The organism is Citricoccus sp. NPDC079358 (assembly GCF_040702545.1).
Lineage (GTDB): Bacteria > Actinomycetota > Actinomycetes > Actinomycetales > Micrococcaceae > Citricoccus.
Window position 1 is genome coordinate 142,857 of the sequence record NZ_JBFBLI010000004.1, and the last position, 18,120, is coordinate 160,976.

General features: G+C 68.9%; 18 protein-coding genes and 1 tRNA gene. 13 read left to right on the plus strand and 6 right to left on the minus strand.

Features of this window, described 5'->3' with window-relative positions; all coding sequences use genetic code 11:
* Positions 1 to 193 precede the first annotated feature (193 nt).
* Complete coding sequence (locus AB0333_RS06955) at positions 194 to 853, minus strand: LytR C-terminal domain-containing protein (RefSeq protein ID WP_366217933.1); 660 nt, start codon at positions 851 to 853, stop codon at positions 194 to 196.
* 92 nt (positions 854 to 945) lie between these two features.
* On the opposite strand from AB0333_RS06955, the gene AB0333_RS06960 reads away from it, so the two are divergent.
* The 4 genes from AB0333_RS06960 (at position 946) to AB0333_RS06975 (ending at position 3,699) form a co-directional block, all read left to right on the plus strand.
* On the plus strand, positions 946 to 1,845 hold the full coding sequence (locus AB0333_RS06960; RefSeq protein WP_366217934.1) for a haloacid dehalogenase: 900 nt from the start codon (positions 946 to 948) through the stop codon (positions 1,843 to 1,845).
* 74 nt (positions 1,846 to 1,919) lie between these two features.
* Positions 1,920 to 2,975 carry a 2-oxoglutarate and iron-dependent oxygenase domain-containing protein gene (locus AB0333_RS06965; RefSeq protein ID WP_366217935.1) on the plus strand — a complete coding sequence of 352 codons (1,056 nt, stop codon included), beginning with the start codon at positions 1,920 to 1,922 and terminating at the stop codon, positions 2,973 to 2,975.
* A gap of 104 nt (positions 2,976 to 3,079) precedes the next feature.
* On the plus strand, positions 3,080 to 3,319 hold the full coding sequence (locus AB0333_RS06970) for a hypothetical protein (RefSeq protein WP_366217936.1): 240 nt from the start codon (positions 3,080 to 3,082) through the stop codon (positions 3,317 to 3,319).
* Complete coding sequence (locus AB0333_RS06975; protein ID WP_366217938.1) at positions 3,316 to 3,699, plus strand: type II toxin-antitoxin system VapC family toxin; 384 nt, start codon at positions 3,316 to 3,318, stop codon at positions 3,697 to 3,699. The genes AB0333_RS06970 and AB0333_RS06975 overlap by 4 nt, the downstream gene beginning before the upstream one ends.
* Before the next feature lie 42 nt (positions 3,700 to 3,741).
* On the opposite strand, the gene AB0333_RS06980 is transcribed toward AB0333_RS06975, so the two are convergent.
* Positions 3,742 to 4,566: an SWIM zinc finger family protein gene (locus AB0333_RS06980; protein WP_366217939.1), complete on the minus strand. Its 825-nt coding sequence runs from the start codon at positions 4,564 to 4,566 to the stop codon at positions 3,742 to 3,744.
* Positions 4,559 to 7,741: a DEAD/DEAH box helicase gene (locus tag AB0333_RS06985; RefSeq protein WP_366217940.1), complete on the minus strand. Its 3,183-nt coding sequence runs from the start codon at positions 7,739 to 7,741 to the stop codon at positions 4,559 to 4,561. The genes AB0333_RS06980 and AB0333_RS06985 overlap by 8 nt, the downstream gene beginning before the upstream one ends.
* Positions 7,742 to 8,009: 268 nt before the next feature.
* On the opposite strand from AB0333_RS06985, the gene AB0333_RS06990 reads away from it, so the two are divergent.
* Together AB0333_RS06990 and AB0333_RS06995 are read left to right on the plus strand one after the other, a co-directional pair.
* The gene (locus AB0333_RS06990; protein WP_366217941.1) at positions 8,010 to 8,339 is read left to right on the plus strand and encodes a nucleotidyltransferase domain-containing protein; all 330 of its coding nucleotides are present in this window, start codon (positions 8,010 to 8,012) and stop codon (positions 8,337 to 8,339) included.
* On the plus strand, positions 8,336 to 8,737 hold the full coding sequence (locus AB0333_RS06995; RefSeq protein ID WP_366217942.1) for an antitoxin: 402 nt from the start codon (positions 8,336 to 8,338) through the stop codon (positions 8,735 to 8,737). The genes AB0333_RS06990 and AB0333_RS06995 overlap by 4 nt, the downstream gene beginning before the upstream one ends.
* A 205-nt stretch (positions 8,738 to 8,942) precedes the next feature.
* On the opposite strand, the gene AB0333_RS07000 is transcribed toward AB0333_RS06995, so the two are convergent.
* A tRNA-Ala gene (locus AB0333_RS07000) sits at positions 8,943 to 9,015 on the minus strand.
* 480 nt (positions 9,016 to 9,495) lie between these two features.
* Here AB0333_RS07000 and AB0333_RS07005 point away from each other — a divergent pair.
* Positions 9,496 to 11,250 (plus strand): sodium:solute symporter family protein, encoded by a 1,755-nt coding sequence (locus AB0333_RS07005; RefSeq protein WP_366217943.1) that lies wholly within the window; start codon positions 9,496 to 9,498, stop codon positions 11,248 to 11,250.
* 30 nt (positions 11,251 to 11,280) lie between these two features.
* Positions 11,281 to 11,412, plus strand: a complete 132-nt coding sequence (locus AB0333_RS07010; RefSeq protein WP_366217944.1) for a putative transporter small subunit — start codon at positions 11,281 to 11,283, stop codon at positions 11,410 to 11,412.
* Between the two features lie 171 nt (positions 11,413 to 11,583).
* On the opposite strand, the gene AB0333_RS07015 is transcribed toward AB0333_RS07010, so the two are convergent.
* Positions 11,584 to 12,084 carry a DUF456 domain-containing protein gene (locus tag AB0333_RS07015; protein WP_366218110.1) on the minus strand — a complete coding sequence of 167 codons (501 nt, stop codon included), beginning with the start codon at positions 12,082 to 12,084 and terminating at the stop codon, positions 11,584 to 11,586.
* Positions 12,085 to 12,213: 129 nt separating this feature from the next.
* On the opposite strand from AB0333_RS07015, the gene AB0333_RS07020 reads away from it, so the two are divergent.
* From AB0333_RS07020 to ald, 5 genes are all read left to right on the plus strand, one after another.
* Positions 12,214 to 12,552 (plus strand): hypothetical protein, encoded by a 339-nt coding sequence (locus AB0333_RS07020; protein WP_366217945.1) that lies wholly within the window; start codon positions 12,214 to 12,216, stop codon positions 12,550 to 12,552.
* Positions 12,552 to 15,080, plus strand: a complete 2,529-nt coding sequence (locus AB0333_RS07025; protein WP_366217946.1) for an alpha/beta hydrolase — start codon at positions 12,552 to 12,554, stop codon at positions 15,078 to 15,080. Before AB0333_RS07020 ends, AB0333_RS07025 begins: the two co-directional genes overlap by 1 nt.
* On the plus strand, positions 15,077 to 15,682 hold the full coding sequence (locus AB0333_RS07030) for a hypothetical protein (protein WP_366217947.1): 606 nt from the start codon (positions 15,077 to 15,079) through the stop codon (positions 15,680 to 15,682). The genes AB0333_RS07025 and AB0333_RS07030 overlap by 4 nt, the downstream gene beginning before the upstream one ends.
* On the plus strand, positions 15,679 to 16,356 hold the full coding sequence (locus AB0333_RS07035; RefSeq protein ID WP_366217948.1) for a hypothetical protein: 678 nt from the start codon (positions 15,679 to 15,681) through the stop codon (positions 16,354 to 16,356). Before AB0333_RS07030 ends, AB0333_RS07035 begins: the two co-directional genes overlap by 4 nt.
* Positions 16,357 to 16,430: 74 nt before the next feature.
* Positions 16,431 to 17,570 carry an alanine dehydrogenase gene (gene ald, locus AB0333_RS07040; protein ID WP_366217949.1) on the plus strand — a complete coding sequence of 380 codons (1,140 nt, stop codon included), beginning with the start codon at positions 16,431 to 16,433 and terminating at the stop codon, positions 17,568 to 17,570.
* Here the strand turns inward: ald and AB0333_RS07045 are convergent.
* Positions 17,537 to 18,082 carry a VTT domain-containing protein gene (locus AB0333_RS07045; RefSeq protein WP_366217950.1) on the minus strand — a complete coding sequence of 182 codons (546 nt, stop codon included), beginning with the start codon at positions 18,080 to 18,082 and terminating at the stop codon, positions 17,537 to 17,539. The genes ald and AB0333_RS07045 overlap by 34 nt on opposite strands.
* Positions 18,083 to 18,120: the final 38 nt, after the last annotated feature.

Sequence of the window (18,120 nt, forward strand, 5' to 3'; positions counted from 1 at the left end):
TCGATCCAGCGTAGGGATGGCATGACTCACAAGTGAAAGACCAGTTCCGACCATATTAGGACGCTGTTCATCTCAATAGGGGTCGAATGTGTACTCCTGCCTTGCTGATCGGGCATGGAGCCGAGTGCAACGCGACGGATCGGACCACGCGGACCGCCCCACCCGGATCAACCCGGGCTGATGCGGCGATCGCTCAGCCCAGCGCCGCCGTCGGGGCCTCGGTCTCGAGTCGTTGGCAGTCCAGTGGTCCGGATGCGGTGCTGACCCGGTCCTCGGGGACCAACCCCTCGTACTGGGTGCCCATGATGACGTCCACCGTGGCTTCCTCCCGGGCGTCCGGGAGGTAGACCGAGCCCTCGATGTTCCGCTGCACCGCCAGCGACGTGTCCCGCCCGTCCGGGCCGGAGATGATGACGGCCACCATGTTGGAGGTGGTGAATCCCTGATTGCCGACCCCACCGATCACGAACTCGCGGCCCTCGAGGGCGTTGGCCACGTCCCCGGCCAGCCCGCCGATGGTGGTGCCGTTGAAGACCGTCACCGCGGACTCGGTCGAGTAGTCGAACTCCCCCGCCGGGCACAGGAGGGGCTCCTCCGGTGGGGCCGCCTCCCATCCGGGGATGCTCCAGGCCCCCTGCAGCACCTGGTATGCCGTGACGGTCACCCCGGACACGAGGAGCGCGACGATCAGCAGCACGATCGCATGCCGCCGGTGACGCCGGCGGCGGTCCCGCTGCAGCACCTTCGGGTCCACCACCCCGAAATACCGGCCGAGATCGTTCTCCGTGAAGATCCGCCGTCCGTCCGGCTCCTGGCGCGGGTCCACGTCCGGAGGCAACTGAGGCTGGGACACGAGACCCCCTTCGGTGCACGTGGACTGTAGTCAGCACCACATTAGGCGACGGGCCACGGTCTGGCATCCGCTTCGACCCCTAATCTGGTGGCATGCGCACTATCCCCCCGCTCGGACTGCTCCTGGACGTCGACGGCCCCATCGCCTCGCCCGAGACCCGCCGGGTGCCAGACGGCATCATCACGGCACTCGTCACGCTGGCGGACCGCGGCATCCCCGTGGTCTTCAACACCGGCCGGTCCGCCGACTTCGTGCTGCAGAGCGTGGCCGCCCCGCTCCTCGCCGCCGGCCTGCCGGGCGACGCCCGGTTCCATGCGGTGTGCGAGAAGGGCGCGGTCCACTTCTCCTTCGCCTCCCTGACCGGCCTGCCCCGGGCCACGCGTGGCCACGGGGTGCCCGCCTGGATGGAGGTCGACGCCGGCATGCGGCTCCCAGCGGACCTGGAATCCCGCCTGGTCCGGTTGGCGGGCGACTACGCGGACACCATGTTCTACGACGACACGAAGCTGGCCATGTTCTCGGCCGAGATGAACGTGGGCGAGTCCCCGGAACGCTACCGCGCAGGTCAGCGCGACTTCGAGGGCCGCGTGGCAGACCTCCTCGGCGAGGATCCGGCCGCCGAGGCGTTCCAGCTGGACTCCACCATCATCTCCTCGGACGTCGAGCACGTCTCCAGTGGCAAGGACCGGGGTGCGGAGCGCTCCTGGGCCCTGATCGCTGCCGACGGGGAACTGCCGGTGCGCTGGTTCACGTGCGGGGACTCCCGCACGGATTACGCCATGGCGGACTGGCTGCAGGCGCGCGGGGCGCCGGTGGTGCACGTGGACGTGCGGCACGAGGACGGCGTCCCGGACACTCCGTACCGGGTGATGACCAGCGAGGACCTGGCCGCCCAGGGCTTCGGGACGGCCGAGGGAAGGCATGAGGTGACCGGGCAGGCCTTCCTGGAGTGGGCATTAAAGACCACTGGCTCGCCGAACGCCACCATGTGACGAAATGCCGTCACCCGGGGTAGCGCAAGGCAACGTAGACGCGCGGACGCCGGCCGGCGTCGTTGACTGGTTCCATGACTTCTGCGCTCTCTGACGACTCCACGACCGGAGCACCGTTGGATATCCCGGTCCTGGACCTGACCACCATGCGGGCCGCCGACGGCTCGTTCGCCCCGGACTTTCTGGACCGGTTGCGTCACGCCGCCCACCACGTGGGCTTCTTCCAGATCGTCAACTACGGCGCCGCCGCCGGCCAGGTGGATGACCTGTTCCGCGTCACCGCCGAGTTCTTCGCCCGGCCGGACGAGCAGAAGCTGGACCTGCACAACCAGAACTCCCCGCACTACCGCGGCTACTCCTCGGTGGGCTCCGAGCGCACCCAGGGACGCCCGGACTCGCGTGAGCAGATCGACTTCTCCCCGGACCGCGCCCCAGTTCCGGCCGAGCAGATCACACCCGGCGAGGAGTACTGGCACCTGCAGGGCCCCAATCAGTGGCCCGCGGACATGCCGGAACTCGAGCGGGCCGCCATGGACTGGACGGCGCTGATGGACCGCGTCGGCGAAGACCTGCTGAAGGCCCTGTGCGTCTCCATCGGCTTGGACGAGAACCACTTCGCGGAGCCGTTCACCGGCGACCGCGCGTGGATGGGCAAGCTGGCCCACTACGTCGGTGGCGTGAAGGAGGCGGGCACCCAGGGCGTCGGCCTGCATGCCGACTACGGATTCATCACCCTGCTGCTGCAGGACCTGGTGGGAGGCCTCGAGGTACGCCCCTACGGCCAGGATCACTGGCTGCCCGTCGAGCCGATCCACGGCGCCCTGGTCGTCAACCTGGGCGAGATGCTCGAGGTGGCCACCAACGGCTACCTCATGGCCACCATCCACCGGGCCGTCGCCCCGGACGAGGGGGTGGACCGCTATTCCGTCCCGTTCTTCTACTCCCCGCGCCTGGACGCCGTGATCGAGCCCGTGGACCTGCCGGCCGAGCTGGCCGCCGAGGCCCGCGGCGTCTCCGACGATCCCGACAACCCCATGCTGGCCTCGTTCGGCTCCAACATGCTCAAGGGCTTCGTCCGCGCGCACCCGAAGGTCACCGCGAAGTTCCATCCGGAGTTGGCCGCGAAGTAGCGGCGCAGCAACACGTCTACCGACGGATCACTCGGTGACAGCTTGACCCGAAGACCGGTCGATGGGCCGCCGCCTTGCATGCACTGTGGGTGTAGGGTGATCCTATGCCGAAGACGATCCAGATCCGCGATGTCCCCGACGATGTTCACCGGCGTCTCACCGCCCGCGCCGCCGCAGAGCGCCGGTCACTGTCGGAATTGCTCCGTGCTGAGGTCGTCGAGCTGGCCCGCCGTCCGACGATGGTCGAGATGCTGGACCGGCTGGCAGCCCGCCAGGCGCTGGACGTGCCAGAGACGCCTGCCGAGGCACTCGCCCGAGAGCGAGGCACGGACGAGATCCGGTGATCGTCATCGACGCTTCGGCGGCGACTGATCTGCTCCTCGGCACCGATCGCGCGGCCGCGATTGTGCATGCGCTGAGGTCCGTGCAGGAGATCCACGCGCCCGAGCTGATCGAGCCCGAGGTGCTGAGCGTGGTCCGTCGCTGGACCCTCCGCGGCTGGCTCAGCGCCGAGCGTGGCCGGCGGGCGGTCGACGAACTCGGAGAACTCGCACTCGTGCGGCATCGTCACTCCGGCCTGCGCCTGCGAGCCTGGGAGCTCCGCGATCGTTGTTCGGCCTACGACGCCTTCTACGTCGCCCTCGCCGAGGTGCTCGATGCCGAGCTGCTCACCACGGACGATCGTCTGCGCCGGGCCGCGAGCGGACTGGTCCGGGTCCGATAGCGCACCGCCGCCAGGCCCCGGGGTGTATCCATGGACCGGCGTTCAGTCGTGGTCAGTCGATGTCCGAAGTGCCTCGTACGCGGGGCGCAGGACCTCGGCGAGCGGGCGGGAGCGCACCGTGACGTCCACCGGCGGCAACTGGTCCACCAGCAAGGTACCGCCCACCGCGCTCCGCCGCACCGGGACCGGCGCCGGTGCTTCAAAGAAGGCGTCCAGCACCTCCGTGAGAGGGGCGCCCGCGCGCGCACCGGCATCGCCGCCGTCGTCCGCCGCCTCGTGCATCCGGCCCAGCAGGTCCTCGCGCTCGCGGCCGCGCCACGCCAGGATGCGGAACGGATCCTCGTCGAACTGCTCGGCCAGCAGGTAGAACACCGCCGCCAGGTGCTTGCACGGAACCTCCCAGTCGGGGCACGTGCAATCCAGGCTCAGCTCGTCCGCGTTGCGCGGGAAGAGCGACAGGCCGACCTCGGTGAAGACGTCCTCGATGTCGGCAGGCATCTCCCCCGCCAGCAGGGTCGCCACGAACCAGGCGTTGGAGGCGAGCGCCTCCTCCACCGCCGCCCATTCGGTCTTGTCGAAGGCGGTGATGCCAATTCGCACCCGGTAGGGCCTGGCACGGGATCCCTGCACGCTCGCCAGGGTAGTGCCCGCGTCGATCTTCAGGGAGATGACCTGACCGCGGCGGGCGTAGTTCCGGCCACGCTGCAGGCGGGAACCGACGCCGAGGTTCTCCAGGACCTCGATGAACCGAGCCGACCACCAGCTGGTACCGATGGCTCCCCGCACGCTCTTGGCCTTGACGCCGCCGGTGACCTGGAGCGGCTTCGACGGCGGAAAGAAGGGCGAATCGCCACGGCGTCTACTCACCGACGGCCTCCTTCGACAGGGTGAACAACTCGCGCAGGTTCTCCGTGGACAGTTCGGTGAGCCATCCCTCGCCGTCACCGACCACCATGTTCGCCAACGCCATCTTCTCCTCGATCATGGTGTCGATCCGCTCCTCCATCGTGCCCCTGCTGATGAACTTGCGCACCTGCACGCGCTGCTTCTGCCCGATCCGGAAGGCCCGGTCGGTGGCCTGATTCTCCACGGCAGGGTTCCACCAGCGGTCGAGGTGGATGACGTGGTTGGCTGCCGTCAGGTTGAGCCCCGTCCCGCCGGCCTTCAGGGAGAGCAGGAAGATCGGCGGCCCGCCGTCCGACTGGAACCGGCGCACCAGCTCCGTCCGCTGCTGCCGCGGGGTCCCGCCGTGCAGATACGCGACGTCGGTATTGAAGCGTGCCGCGAGGTGCGGCAGCAGCATCTCGGCGAACTCGGTGTACTGGGTGAAGCACAACACCTTGTCGCCCTCCGCGAGGATCTCGTCCAGGATCTCCTCGAGCCGGAGCACCTTGCCGCTGCGCCTGCCGATCGGCGAGCCGTCATGCAGCAGCTGGGCGGGATGGTTGCAGATCTGCTTGAGCTTCGCCATCGCGGCCAGCACGTTGCCGCGGCGTTCGATTCCCTCAGACTGTTCGATCTTCTCGATCATCTCGTTGACGACGGCCTGGTACAACGAGGCCTGCTCGCTGGTGAGGGTGTAGTACTGCTTGATCTCGACCTTCTCGGGCAAGTCGTCGATGATGGTGGGGTCGGTCTTGACCCGACGGAGCAGATACGGGCGGGTGATCGCCCGCAGCCTGGCCGCGGATTCCTCGTCGCCGTGCCGTTCGATCGGGATCGCATACCGGGTGCGGAACACCTCCGCCGGACCCAGCATCCCCGGATTCAGGAAGTCCATGATCGACCACATCTCACCCAGCCGGTTCTCCACCGGGGTTCCGGTCAGGGCGACCCGATGGTCCGCGACGAGCTGCTTGACGGCCTTCGCGGAGCGGGAAAGCCTGTTCTTGACGGCCTGTGCCTCATCGAGCACGATCCGGTTCCAGGAGATCGCCTCAATCTGCTCCAGATCCCGGGTCAGGGTCGCGTACGTGGTGATCAGCACGTCCACCTCGTCCAGGGTCGCCTCGAAGTCCTCGCCGCGCGTCCGATCCGCACCGTGGTGCACGGCCAGCCGCAGGCCGGGCGCGAACTTCGCGGCTTCGGCCTCCCAATTGCCGATCAGCGACATCGGGCACACCAGCAGGGTCGGCCCGGCATCTGGGTGTTCCTGGCGCTGTACCGCCTCCAGCGCCAGTAGCTGCACGGTCTTGCCCAGGCCCATGTCGTCGGCCAGGCAAGCACCGAGGCCGAGGCCAGAGAGGAAGTGCAGCCACGCCAGGCCCCGCTCCTGGTACGGGCGAAGGGTGGCCCGGAAGTCCGACGGCGGCGTCACCGGCCGGATGCGCGCGTCAACCGAGCCGTCGAGCAGGGACCCCAGCCAGCCGTCGGCCGTGATGCCGGCGACCTCGAGTGGTAGATCCGAGTCGTCGGGGTGGGTGCCGGCCAAGCGGAGGACATCGCCGACTGTGCCGTGGCGGGACCCCTCGTTCTGCAGGAAGTCGATGCCGCGGCGCAGCCGGTCCTCGTCGACCGTCACCCACTGGCCCCGTAGCCGCACGAGCGGCGCCTTTGCATCGGCCAGCGCCGCCATCTCCTCCTCCGTGAGGGTCTGGTCGCCCACGGCAAGGCTCCAGGTGAAGTCGCACAGTTGGTCCCGGCCGAAGGACGGCGCCGTGCCCGTGCCGTCCCCCATCGGCGTGGTCGCGGAGAGTTTCAAGGCGAGCTTGGCGCGGCGGTCCCACCAGGAGGGCAGCTGTACCCCGAATCCGGCCTCGTCCAGGACTGGGGCCGCATCCTGCAGGAACCTGAACGCGGCGTCCGGGTCCAGATCGAGCCCCGTGGGGCGCGCCTGCCGTAGCCCCGGTTCCAGGGCGGGGTAGGTCCGGGCGGCCCGGCCCAGTTCCGTGAGCAGCACCTCCTGGGGGCGGCCGAGCCACCGGGCGAGCGCGCCGTCATCCCGCCACACCTGTTCGGCAGGCACCAACAGGCTGGGGTCGGAGGACGACTGCAACAGGAACTCCAGCCGCCACGGAGGCGTTTCCACCAGGGTGCCCGCGGACAATGCACCATCTGGGTCATCGTTCGGAGCCTCACTGAGCCGGAACGTCGCCCGGGCCGGCGCATTGTTCTCCTGGGCATAGTCGGACCAGGGCACCAGCGCCTGCTCCAGTTCGGCCAGCGCCGGTTCCGGTACCTGAATGCGCGCATCCCGGCCACGGAGGGCCTCGATCCACTCCTCGGCGGCCCGCGGATGCTTCGGTGTGCGACCCCGACGCGGAGGAAGTAGCACCAGGTCTTCCGGCTGCCGGGCGCGCACCGCCTCGTCGGTGAGGACGTCGAGGGCAGATGCGGCGAGCTCCCCCGCATCCTCGGAACCCGGCTCGGCGCGGAACGAGGGCGGCATGGCCGTCACGAACTCGCCGAAGGCCAGCGCGTCAGGACCACGGAGCACGGCTCGCCACCGCGCCTCGGCCACCGCGGGTCCTCCATCATCGGGTCCGGAGATCCAGTCGATGCCGGGGACCACACGGCCACGTACAGCGAGTTCGTCGGCGAATCGAGTCAGCTCGGCGAGGAACCGCGCGGAAGGCGCGAGCCGTACTTCGTCCGCCACATCGTCCAGCGGGGCCCGCTCATCGTCCGGGGACTGCTCCGAGAACCGCTCCGGGAACAATGCCGAGACCAGGCCACCGCATCTGCTGCCGTCTCCACCGTTGCCCTCGTGGGCGTCGGCACGGGCGGAAAGCGCCGCAGCGGGAATCCACACCACCGGCACCTGCCATGGCAACAGGGACGGGGTAGTCTTGCCCACCGGTCGAGGCACCACCCGAACGACGTCAGGCGAGTCCAGCGGCGAGCGCTTGACCGAGGGCAGCAACAACGTGGCGCTGCCGACGTCTCCGTACTGCAGTGCGGTCAGCGCCGTCGCCGCCACGGCGAACGGGTGGGGTCGGGCCGACTTGAGCGCCTGGCTGGGGCTCTTGACGGACTTCTCGGAGTCTTCTGCCCACAACCCGAGGCCGTGATCGAGTGACCAGAACGCATGGAGAACTAGCAATCGCCTCCCCTTTCGCTTCACGTCTCGGCAACCGGAACACCGCAGGGATCCGCGTCTCGCGAGTGGCGAATTCGCCATGGTGACTGGGTCCGGGACCAGCGGTCAATCATGCCTCGCGCCAGTCGAAGAACGGTACGCCCGTTGCAGAGTACCAGTTGGCGAGCGGACCGCCTCGAGAACCGGTCACCGTGCTCAAGGATTCCCGTGGGTGGTCCGGCCATCACTGACTGAGGCCGGCCCGTGGCCTGCCTGGGCGGTGGCGGTGGCGGTGGCGGACGAGATGCTCGAGCGGGTGCTCCGCTCCGCCGACTACCGCCCTTCCCTCCCCCTCGCCGAGCACGCCGAAGCCATCACTGCCGCCGCCGCGCGCCGCGGGCTCACGAACGTGCGGGTCTTCGGATCGACGGTGCGGGGCGAAGACGGCTACGACAGCGACATCGATCTTCTCGTCACCCCCGGTCCCGGCACCGACCTGTTCGACATCGCCTTGTTCACCGACGAGGTCCGTCATCTCACCGGGTTCCCCGTCGACGTCATCGCCGACACCAGCCGCTCCCCATCGCTCCAAGGCGCCGCACTCGAAGCGCTTCCGCTATGACGACAGGCCACGGCGAAGGTCGCTTCCAGCCACGCCCCCGGCGTGCGGCCAGGCGCCGGGCAGAGAACGACGCGGAGAATCTGCGGGGAGAGCTCGTCCGGATTCTGCGGCGCACCGAGATCGTCTCGGCCTCGGAACGTAAGGACTTCTCCGAGGGCAGCCCGGTCCACGACGTGGCGAGCATGGTGATCATCCGGCTCGCGGCACTCCTCGAACGCCCCGAGTTCGCCATTTCCGGCCGACGGCTCACGTCGGAGGAGACAGTGGCCATTCGCACGACGCGGAACATCGCCGCTCATACCGGCTACGTCGGCATGAATGACGACCTCTTCTGGACTGCCGTCACCACGCGCGTCCCCGCCATCATCCACCGGCTCCTGGACGACGACCCACACTGACGACGAACGCACGGTCCTCACTGCCTCATCCGAGGTTGTTTGGGGGCGTCTTCGTCATGATGGAGCGTGGCGGTTCTGTGGCGGCGGAGCGCTGGCAGGACGAGGCACACAGGGCCACGAACGACCATCGGGTAGAGACCCAGAGTCCATTCAATAGGCCCGGGTCCCGCGTGCTCATGCGGAAAACCGGGCCATCAGGGGGAAGTGGAGCCTAGGGGAATCGAACCCCTGACCTCTTCATTGCGAACGAAACGCTCTACCAACTGAGCTAAGGCCCCGCGGATTCCGACGCATCGCCGGAAGGCGCTCAGCCATCATACTCGCTCACTGGCCAGCCTTCGAATTCGCAAGTGTCCCTCGCGCTCCCTCGCGCTCCCTCGCCCTCCCGGGACCAGCCCAGAACCAGCCCATGACTGCCTGTGAAGACCCTGAAAACACCTTTCTGACCAGGCACTTTTCTTCTACTTCAACCGCGCGAACTGGTATTGCGGTTGCAAACATGAGAGACTTCAGCGGTTGGCTTCATGGCCAACGCCGGTGTGAGAGAGCCCAGCACGGTGCATGGACACAACATGCAGACCCGCTGAAAAGGCTCCCGCCGGAGGTGGCCAGAAAGGTCACCGCGAGGCCCGAACGGGCCATCGCACGCGGCCCGAGGGGGCCGCCGGTAGCCGGAAACGGCTACGCACCACGGTCCGCGGGGGCCGAAGACCAGCTCCGCGGGCCGCTGTCATTGTCGCCGAGATGAAAGGACCGGGATGCCACCCGCTCAGGAGATCAACCAACTAGGAGTCATGGCAGTGGTGTTGCTGCTGGTGCTCTTCTACGGCGGAACCATGTGGATGTCCGTGGGCATCAGCCGGAAGAAGGAGAACGCCGACGGCTACATGACCGCCGGCAACAACATCGGATTCGGCATCTCGGCGGCCTCGATGACCGCCACCTGGATCTGGGCCTCGTCCATGTACGCCTCCGCCACTGCGGGCTACACGTACGGCATCTCCGGCCCCATCCACTACGGGCTCTGGGGAGCCCTGATGATCCTCTTCATCTACCCTTTCGGCAAGCGCATCCGCAAAGTCGCGCCGCGCGCCCACACCCTGGCCGAGGTCATGTATGCCCGCCACGGACGGTCCTCCCAGCTGATGCTGGCCGGATCCAACGTCCTGGGCTCACTGATCTCGTTGACCTCCAACTTCATCGCCGGCGGCGCGCTGATCTCCATGCTGTCCCCGCTGAGCTTCGGCGCGGGCATCGTGATCGTGGCCGCCGGCGTGCTGATGTACACCCTGTGGTCCGGCTTCCGCGCCTCGGTGATGACGGACTTCGCCCAGGTGATGTTCATGCTCGGCGCGGCCGTCATCATCATCCCGGTGATCTTCTTCGTGGCCGGTGGACCGGGCATGTTCGAGGCCGGCGTGGCTGCCGGCAACGTCACCCCGCAGCAGGAGAACTTCTTCTCCTCCGAGGCCTTCATGAACCAGGGTGCCCCGTACATCGCCGCCGTCCTGGCCTACGCGATCGGCAACCAGACCATCGCCCAGCGCCTGTTCGCCGTGCGGGAGAACCTCATCAAGCCGACCTTCGTGACCGCCACCATCGGCTACGGCGGATCGGTGATCGGCATCGGCATGCTCGGCGTGATGGCGCTGTACCTGGGCGTCGAGCCCATGAACGGCGACGTCAACAACCTCATCCCCCAGATGGCTGGTACCTACCTCGGTCCGATCCTGCTGGCCCTGGCGTTCATCATGATCATCGGCGCCCTGTCCTCCACCGCCGACTCCGATCTGGCCGCCCTGTCCTCCATCGTCATGGCGGACATCTACGGCCAGTCCGTCGGCAAGAAGAAGGCCAACCCGAAGACCATGCTGCTGGTCGGCCGCATCAGCATGATCGTGGCCACCGGTGCAGGGTTGTATTTCGCCACGGCGCAGTTCAACATCCTCGACCTGCTGGTGTTCGTCGGCGCCCTGTGGGGCTGCCTGGTGTTCCCGGTCATCGCCTCGTTCTACTGGCCCAAGGTCACCAACGCGGCCTTCTCCTTCGGCGTGCTCGCCGCCCTCGTGGCGTTCCTGCCCGTGCGCTTCGAGTGGTTCGCGTTCACCGGCTTCCTCGGCCTGAGCGTCGAGCTGCTGGCCACGATCGGCATCGGCGTGGTGCTCGGGATCATGTCGTTCGGGTTCTTCGGCATGAAGCCCGCCATCTGGATCGGCTCGATCGCCGTGCTGGCCGCCGCCCCGTTCACCATCGGCGGCGTCGTGACTGGCGGGCTGCGGGAGTACACCGTGCTCTCCGCCTCGCTGGTCGCCTACGCGGTCTCCTTCCTGGTCACCTACCTGATGTCGGTCCGGTCGAAGCAGAACTTCGACTTCGACGTCATCAAGGACATCACCGGCGACTTCGATCCGGACACCCCGCAGACGCCCGAGCAGATCGTGGCGGCCGCTGCCGCCGCCAAGGCATCGGAGACGTCCGGCGGATCCACGTCGACCGACTCTCAGCGCGACTGACCGGCCGCGACGAACCAGAAAGGAACCACCATGACAACAGTTCTGCTGACTGTGTACGTATTGATGTGGCCCGTGATCGTGGCCTTCGTCCTGTTCTTCATCGCCCGCGGATTCTTCCGCGACGTCTCGGAGTCCAAGAAGGCGGGTCGCCCGATCATCTGATCGGGTCCACCACCCCCACCAACGACGGCGGCGCGTCACCTTCTCCAGGTGACGCGCCGCCGTCGTGCTCCGGGCGTCTGGTCATGCCAAAATCCGGGTGTCGCAGCCACAACTCGGCGCGACACCCGGATTTTCGCATGATGAAGGGGAGGGCTTCAGCGGGAGAGGGCGTCAGCGGTTGAGGAAGTGCACCAGAGTGCCGATGGCGAAGGAGGAGGCGGCCAGCGAGGCGCAGCCGAACTCCACCAGGATGCCGAGTCCCATGGACTTCAGCGCCTCCCAGGAGGACCGCGCGGCGGCCTGGAGATCCCGGCGCCGGGCGAACTCCGCGGCGAGCAGGCCCACGGCGAAGCCAACGAAGAGCCCGACCACGGGGATCACGAACATGCCCACGATGGCGCACCCCACGCCCACCAGGACCGGGCCATTCGGGATCTGCTCGCGCTTCATCTTCCGGCCGGTCAGTACTGCTGACGCGCTCAGGCCGGCGATGGCCAGACCCGCACCGATGATGGCGGCGGTCCAGGCGGCGGGCGAGCCGAGGATCCAGGCCCAGCCGATGAGCGTGAGGACGGTCAGGATGGAACCGGGCAGGATCGGGATGATGGTGCCGAGCACGGCCACCACCAACAAGAGCCCGGCGATGACGGTGGTGATGATCTCGTAGTCCACCTGACCAGTATGGGCCCCGGAGGCGGGGCCCATGGGCAGTTCTCCCCATCGCCTCCCGCCACGTCTCGGCCTACCTTGGGGCACAGAGAGTTCGACGGGTGCCGAGATCAGGAGACGGAGGAGTGCGCGATGGCCGACATCGACTACGGGGCGATGTTCGCCCTCCTGGACCGCCTGGATCCGGACGTCCTGGACCTGCCTGAGGACAAGACCCGGGTCGAGGATGCCGTCGCCGAGCTGAAGCTGGCCTTCGGGGAGACGGCGTGCGCCGGGACGGCTGAGTCCGCCGGCACGGAGTCGCTGGGTCCGGCGCTGCTGGACGTGATCGTGCAGTGTGAGAACGTCCTCGCCGGCACCCGTGCCGCGACGACCAGCTGGCAGGACGCCGACCAGGACATCCAGGACGATGCCGGGCGAGAGAAGGCACGAGCGGACGCTGTGGCGGCCGAGCAGGGGGCCCTGGACTGATGGAACCGTTGACAGTAGACCTCTCGGCCACGGACCACGTTCCAGCCGGCGAACCGATCCGCACCGCTGCGCAGACGGTGGTGACCCGCACCGAGACCGTGCAGACCACCGTCGGCGACCTCCAGCAGTCCTGGACGGCCGTGCCCGGACTGTACTCGGACACCCCGCATGACGATCAGCTCTACACCGCCTTCCAGGACCCCGATGCAGACGTCGATGCGGTGGTCTCCATGGCTGCTGGACTCCAGTCCGCAGCCGAGGCCGCCGCCGACGCCTTCGATGACATCCGCAGGGCCCGCAGCAGGATCCGGGACGTGGACCTCCCAGCCGCCCAGACCCGCTACGAGACCGCCTGTGAGGGCCAGGACCCGTCCACGTGGTGGTCCTTCAGGGAGCTGTACGAACGGCCCCTGCAGGCGGACGCCGACGGGTTGGCCACCGACCTCTCCACGGCCGAATCCGACTTCTCCGCCGCCGTGGCCACGGCGATGGCCCTGCGGCCGGGACGATCCGTCAAGGCCAACTTCGACTACGGCACCCACGATCCGAGCGTGGTCGAGGCCCTGGACCTCCACACCAAGGCCACCGGACCCCATGCCTCGGCAGAGGATCTCACCGCCTACTACGAACACCTGGCCACGCTGACGCCGGAGCAGATCGAGACCCTCGGCGCCCTGGACCCCGCCGCCCGCACCACCCCTCCCCCGCTGCCGGAGACCGAGGAGGACGTGGCCGCCTGGCCCGGCGGCGCGGAGGGTTCGGCCTGGTGGCAGGGGCTGACGCAGCAGCAGCAGTACGCACTCGTCCTGGCCCTGCCGGCACTGGTCGGCAACACCGAGGGCGTACCCTTCACCGACCGGGCCGCAGCCCACACCCGCGTGCTGGACCTGACCCAACACGACCCGGATCTCACCGAGGCCCAACAGGAAGATCTGGACGGACTGCGGGAGGCCGTGGAGAACGCCCCGGCGGGCACGGACGGCGAGCGGTACCTGATCTCCTTGCGCGTGAACGAGGAACCCGTGCTCGGTGCCGTGTCCATCGGCAATCCGGACACGGCGGACACGGTGACCTGGCGGGTGCCGGGCATGGGTGCCGAGACCAGCGGTGCCGCGTCCATGACCTCGGAGATGCAGTCCATCTACGATGCCACCACCGGTGACCGGGCCGTGGTGCTGTGGATCGGCTATGACACCCCGGACGGAGCGCAGAATCCGGAGACGCTGGGATCCTCGCAGGTGCTCTCCAATGAGTCCGCCTACGAGGGGTCCATCGGTCTCGCCCACGCCTTGGACGGCTTCCAGGAGTCACGGCAGGCGAACGCCGACTATGTGGCGGGTTTCCCCGGAGTCGACGGCACGCCGTCCGCCGCCCCCCGGTTCAACGTGGCCGCACATTCCTACGGGACCCCCACCGCGGCCTACGCGCTGACCATGACCGAGCACACGGTGGACACCTACGTGATGTACGGCTCGGTCGGGGTGGACCCGGACCGGGTGCCGGACGCCACCGCGCTCAACGTGGCTCTGGACGCGGACGGTCACCCCGAGGTCTACGCCACGCAGGCCAGGGGCGACCACATCGCCGTGCCCCTGGGCCAGACGCTCAGCCCCTTCGGCGGCCAGCAGCGGATCAGCCCCACAGATGACGCCTTCGGCGCCAAGGCCTTCTCCTCCGACGGCGACGGCACCAGTCCGGGCGCCGCCACCACGGACCACATGGGGCAGCTCGGCGAGATCGGCCCCGAGGGCGGGTACGGCTACACCGAGGCCGGCTCGCAGTCGCTGAACTCGATCGCCGCCATCCTGGACGGGAACGGAGACGATGTCCCGCAGGTCGATCAGTCCTGGTGGGACGACCTACGCGAGGACCCCACGGCGACGCTCCAGGCCGAGGTGCGCGCCCCGGTGGACTCCTGGCAGCAGCAGGCCAACACCACGGCGGACGCCGCTCAGGAGGAGAGGAACTCCACCATCGATGAGATGCAGGAGAACAGCTCCTTCCTCACCCCGCTCGACCACGCCACCATCGACGTCATCCAGTGGGGCAGCAACGGCCTCCAGGATGGGGCCCAGGCAATCAGGGACTACGGCGTGGATCAGGCTCAGAATGTCGGCGACTGGGCCGTGGAGCAGGGCGTCGAGAAGGTCCAGGAGTCGTGGCCGTGGCTGATGGAGAAGGGCCCCGGACTCTATGCGGCCCTCGAGGAGGGCGGGCTGCCCACCTACATCGACACCACGGTCGACGGCCTGCAGGACGAGCTGCGGGACGACGTGGACGACCGCCAGACCGCGGCAAACGCGACGGTGGATCTCAGCCAACACGCCGGCCAGCTGGCAGTGGATGACTTCCAGGACCGGCACGGCTGGGTCCCCGATGCGCCCGTCGACGTGGCGCAGTACGCGGCCGATGTGGCGGTGGACTGGTCCCAGGAGAAGGCCGACGACATGGTGGACGGCCTGCAGGACGTCGGGGACACCGTCATCAATGGCGGCCAGGGCTGGCTGCGTGACAAGCTCTTCTCATGACCGGTTCCCAGCCCACCGCCTCGACCGGACCAGCTGGTCCCGCCGAACCCGCCGGTCCCACCGCGGCTTCTCGGCTGCTCCAGTCAATGCTCACGGACCTCGCCGGACTGGTCACGCATCTCGGTGGCGACTGGACCGCCCAGGACGGCACCGGTTTCCACCCGGCCCGCCGGGCCTTCAGTGACGAGGTCAGCTTCTACGCCGAGCCGTGCATCGCTGCTGCCGCCGCCTCGGAGCCTCCGTCCTCGCGCCGGTTCCGCCTGGTGCTGCAGCGCGGCGGCGCAGCGGACCCGCGTCAGCTGGTCGAGCGCGCCGAGGCCTGGGGCGCCGGACACCACCACACCGTCCTCGAGGCCGGCACCGGACCCCAGATCCAGCAGGGCGACCTGTTCACCACCCTGCGGGGGCCGCACGGCGGGCGGCTCGTGGTCACCGTCTCCACCGGCAGGGCCCAGGTCTCCGCGTTCTCCGCCTGTTCGGAGGACGACTCGATGCTGGACTTCGTGAACTCGGGCGAGCGCCGCACCTCCCCGGGAGACCGCTTCGCCCCACCGACATCAGCCCCTGATCCGGCCTCCACTCGGCTGGGGATCAGCGGATGAGCCCGGCCCGAATCGCGGCCCCGGCCGCGGTGGCCCTCCTGGCCGTGCTCGCCCTCGGCGCCTGCGCTGCGCCCGTCGCCCCGGGCACGACGCCGGCCGGCCCGTCCTCCAGCCAGGTCGCCTCGGCCGGGGCGTCCGGGGGGCCGGCCGAGGTGAGACTCCCCGCAGACGCCACGAGCACCGAGCTGGTCGACCAGCTGGAGGGCGCGGTCTCCTCGTTCACCCAGGAGGTGGGCGGCGAGTGGACGTTCGGCAACGGGGAGGAGTTCGTCGCCCGTGGCGACCCAGCGGGTTACCCGGCCGACCTGTGCCGGGTGGGACTCGACTACGAGGACGACCGCCACGGGAAGCAGTTCCAGCTCACGCTGAACGGGCCGGAGAACGGCGACGACAACGAGGCCCTCATGGAGCGAGCCCGGCAGTGGGGCGAGGCACGGGGCTACGACGTCTCGACCAGCGGCCCCGGGCTCGGCACGGGGCAGGGCGGACTCTCCCTCGCCCTGACCGCCGACGGGCTCACGGACTTCACCTGGAACCTCGCTGCCGGGACCTCGATACTGAGTGCGGGGACGGACTGCTCCACGGATTCCTCGGTGATGGATCACCGACCGGATCCCTCCTCCCAGCCCAGTGCCCTGAACCGCTTCGAGGAGACCCCCACCCCGCAACCCTGAGGTCGCGGAGTGTCCTGGCCCGCTGCGCTCCTCGACCCCTGCCGTTTCCAGGCCGATGCCGGTAGCGTCGGATCATGCTCATCGGCGTCCCCACTGAAATCAAGAACAACGAGTTCCGCGTCGGCCTCACCCCCGTCGGCGTCACGGAACTCGTCCACCACCAGCACGAGGTCATGGTCCAGTCGGGGGCCGGCCTCGGCTCGGGCACCCCGGACGAGGACTACCAGCAGGCCGGAGCCCGCATCGTGTCCACGGCCGAGGAGATCTGGGACCAGGCCGACCTGGTGCTCAAGGTCAAGGAACCCGTGGGCCCGGAATGGCGGCTGATGCGCCGGGGACAGACGCTGTTCACCTATCTGCATCTGGCCGCCGACCCGAAGCTCACCCACGCCGTACTCGAATCCGGCACCACGGCCATCGCCTACGAGACCGTCACCCGCGGGCGCGCGCTGCCGCTGCTGGCCCCCATGAGCCAGGTCGCCGGGCGCCTCGCTCCCCTGGCCGGCGCCTACCACCTGACCCAGGCCCAGGGCGGCTCGGGCATCCTCATGAGCGGTGTGCCCGGAACCCGGCGGGCCCGCGTCGCGGTGATCGGGGCCGGCGTCGCCGGAGAGGCCGCCGCCGTGGTCGCCGCCGGCATGGGCGCCGACGTGACCGTGCTGGACATCAACCTCGACCGCCTCACCGAACTGGACACCACACACCAGGGGCGCCTGCGCACGCTGGCCTCCTCGAAGATGCACATCGCCGAGACCGTGGCGGACGCCGACCTGGTGATCGGCTCGGTGCTCATCCCCGGCGCGGCCGCCCCCAAGCTGGTCACCGCGGACATGGTGGCGTCCATGCGCCCCGGCTCGGTGCTTGTGGACATCGCGATCGACCAGGGCGGCTGCTTCGAGAACTCCCGGCCCACCACCCACCAGGAACCGACCTTCCGGGTGGGTGAGCAGATCTACTACTGCGTGGCCAACATCCCCGGGGCCGTCCCCCAGACCTCGACGGCGGCCCTCACCAACGCCACGCTGCCCTACCTCCTGCAGATCGCCGATCACGGCTGGCGCGAGGCCCTCGCCGCGGACGAGGGGCTGCGGTCCGGGTTGAACGCCCACGAGGGCGTCCTCACCCATCAGGGGGTCACCGACGCTGTGGCCGGACCGCTGGGACTGGACCCGCAGCTGGACTACCGGCCGGCGTCGGACGTGGTGTCCGCCTGAGTCCGGGCCGCCTGGCGGGCCCTGCGCTGCGCGCGTGACGCGCGCAGCCGGGCGAGGCCGCCGGTGCGCCACAGGATCAGCATCACGACGCCGGCCAGCCCCAGGACCAGCGCGAGCAGCGCCACCGGGCTCGCCAGGGCCGTGGTGATGACCGCCCAGACGACGGCCATGCCGATGGTCCCGTAGATGATCCCCCAGATCAGGGATCCGAGCAGGGCGGCGGGGAGGAACCGTCGCCACCGCATGCGGGTCACGCCGGCCGTGCCGATGACGGCGGTCTGGATGCCGACCGTCAGGAAACAGAACGGGATGGCCCAGGGCCCCCAGCGGTCGATGAACCGCATGGCACGCAGGTAGACCGGCCCGGACATGTAGCGGCGCAGGGCGGTGTGCTCGGCCCCGGCGGCGATCCCCCGGCCGAGGGCGTACGTGGCGGTGGAGCGGCACAGGGCACCGCCCCAGAACAGGAGGATGGCCCAGACCAGCGGCAGGGAGGCGATCCAGTCCATCATGGGGGCAAGTCTAGGCGCCAGCCTCGTCTAGGCTCAGG

What these genes read in the sequence shown, in the direction of transcription:
- AB0333_RS06960 (WP_366217934.1), top strand. Translation starts at nt 946, where the DNA reads ATGCGCACTATCCCCCCGCTCGGACTGCTCCTGGACGTCGACGGCCCC.
- AB0333_RS06965 (WP_366217935.1), top strand. Translation starts at nt 1,920, where the DNA reads ATGACTTCTGCGCTCTCTGACGACTCCACGACCGGAGCACCGTTGGAT.
- AB0333_RS06970 (WP_366217936.1), top strand. Translation starts at nt 3,080, where the DNA reads ATGCCGAAGACGATCCAGATCCGCGATGTCCCCGACGATGTTCACCGG.
- AB0333_RS06995 (WP_366217942.1), top strand. Translation starts at nt 8,336, where the DNA reads ATGACGACAGGCCACGGCGAAGGTCGCTTCCAGCCACGCCCCCGGCGT.
- AB0333_RS07005 (WP_366217943.1), top strand. Translation starts at nt 9,496, where the DNA reads ATGCCACCCGCTCAGGAGATCAACCAACTAGGAGTCATGGCAGTGGTG.
- AB0333_RS07010 (WP_366217944.1), top strand. Translation starts at nt 11,281, where the DNA reads ATGACAACAGTTCTGCTGACTGTGTACGTATTGATGTGGCCCGTGATC.
- AB0333_RS07020 (WP_366217945.1), top strand. Translation starts at nt 12,214, where the DNA reads ATGGCCGACATCGACTACGGGGCGATGTTCGCCCTCCTGGACCGCCTG.
- AB0333_RS07025 (WP_366217946.1), top strand. Translation starts at nt 12,552, where the DNA reads ATGGAACCGTTGACAGTAGACCTCTCGGCCACGGACCACGTTCCAGCC.
- AB0333_RS07030 (WP_366217947.1), top strand. Translation starts at nt 15,077, where the DNA reads ATGACCGGTTCCCAGCCCACCGCCTCGACCGGACCAGCTGGTCCCGCC.
- AB0333_RS07035 (WP_366217948.1), top strand. Translation starts at nt 15,679, where the DNA reads ATGAGCCCGGCCCGAATCGCGGCCCCGGCCGCGGTGGCCCTCCTGGCC.
- ald (WP_366217949.1), top strand. Translation starts at nt 16,431, where the DNA reads ATGCTCATCGGCGTCCCCACTGAAATCAAGAACAACGAGTTCCGCGTC.
- AB0333_RS07045 (WP_366217950.1), bottom strand. Translation starts at nt 18,082, where the DNA reads ATGATGGACTGGATCGCCTCCCTGCCGCTGGTCTGGGCCATCCTCCTG.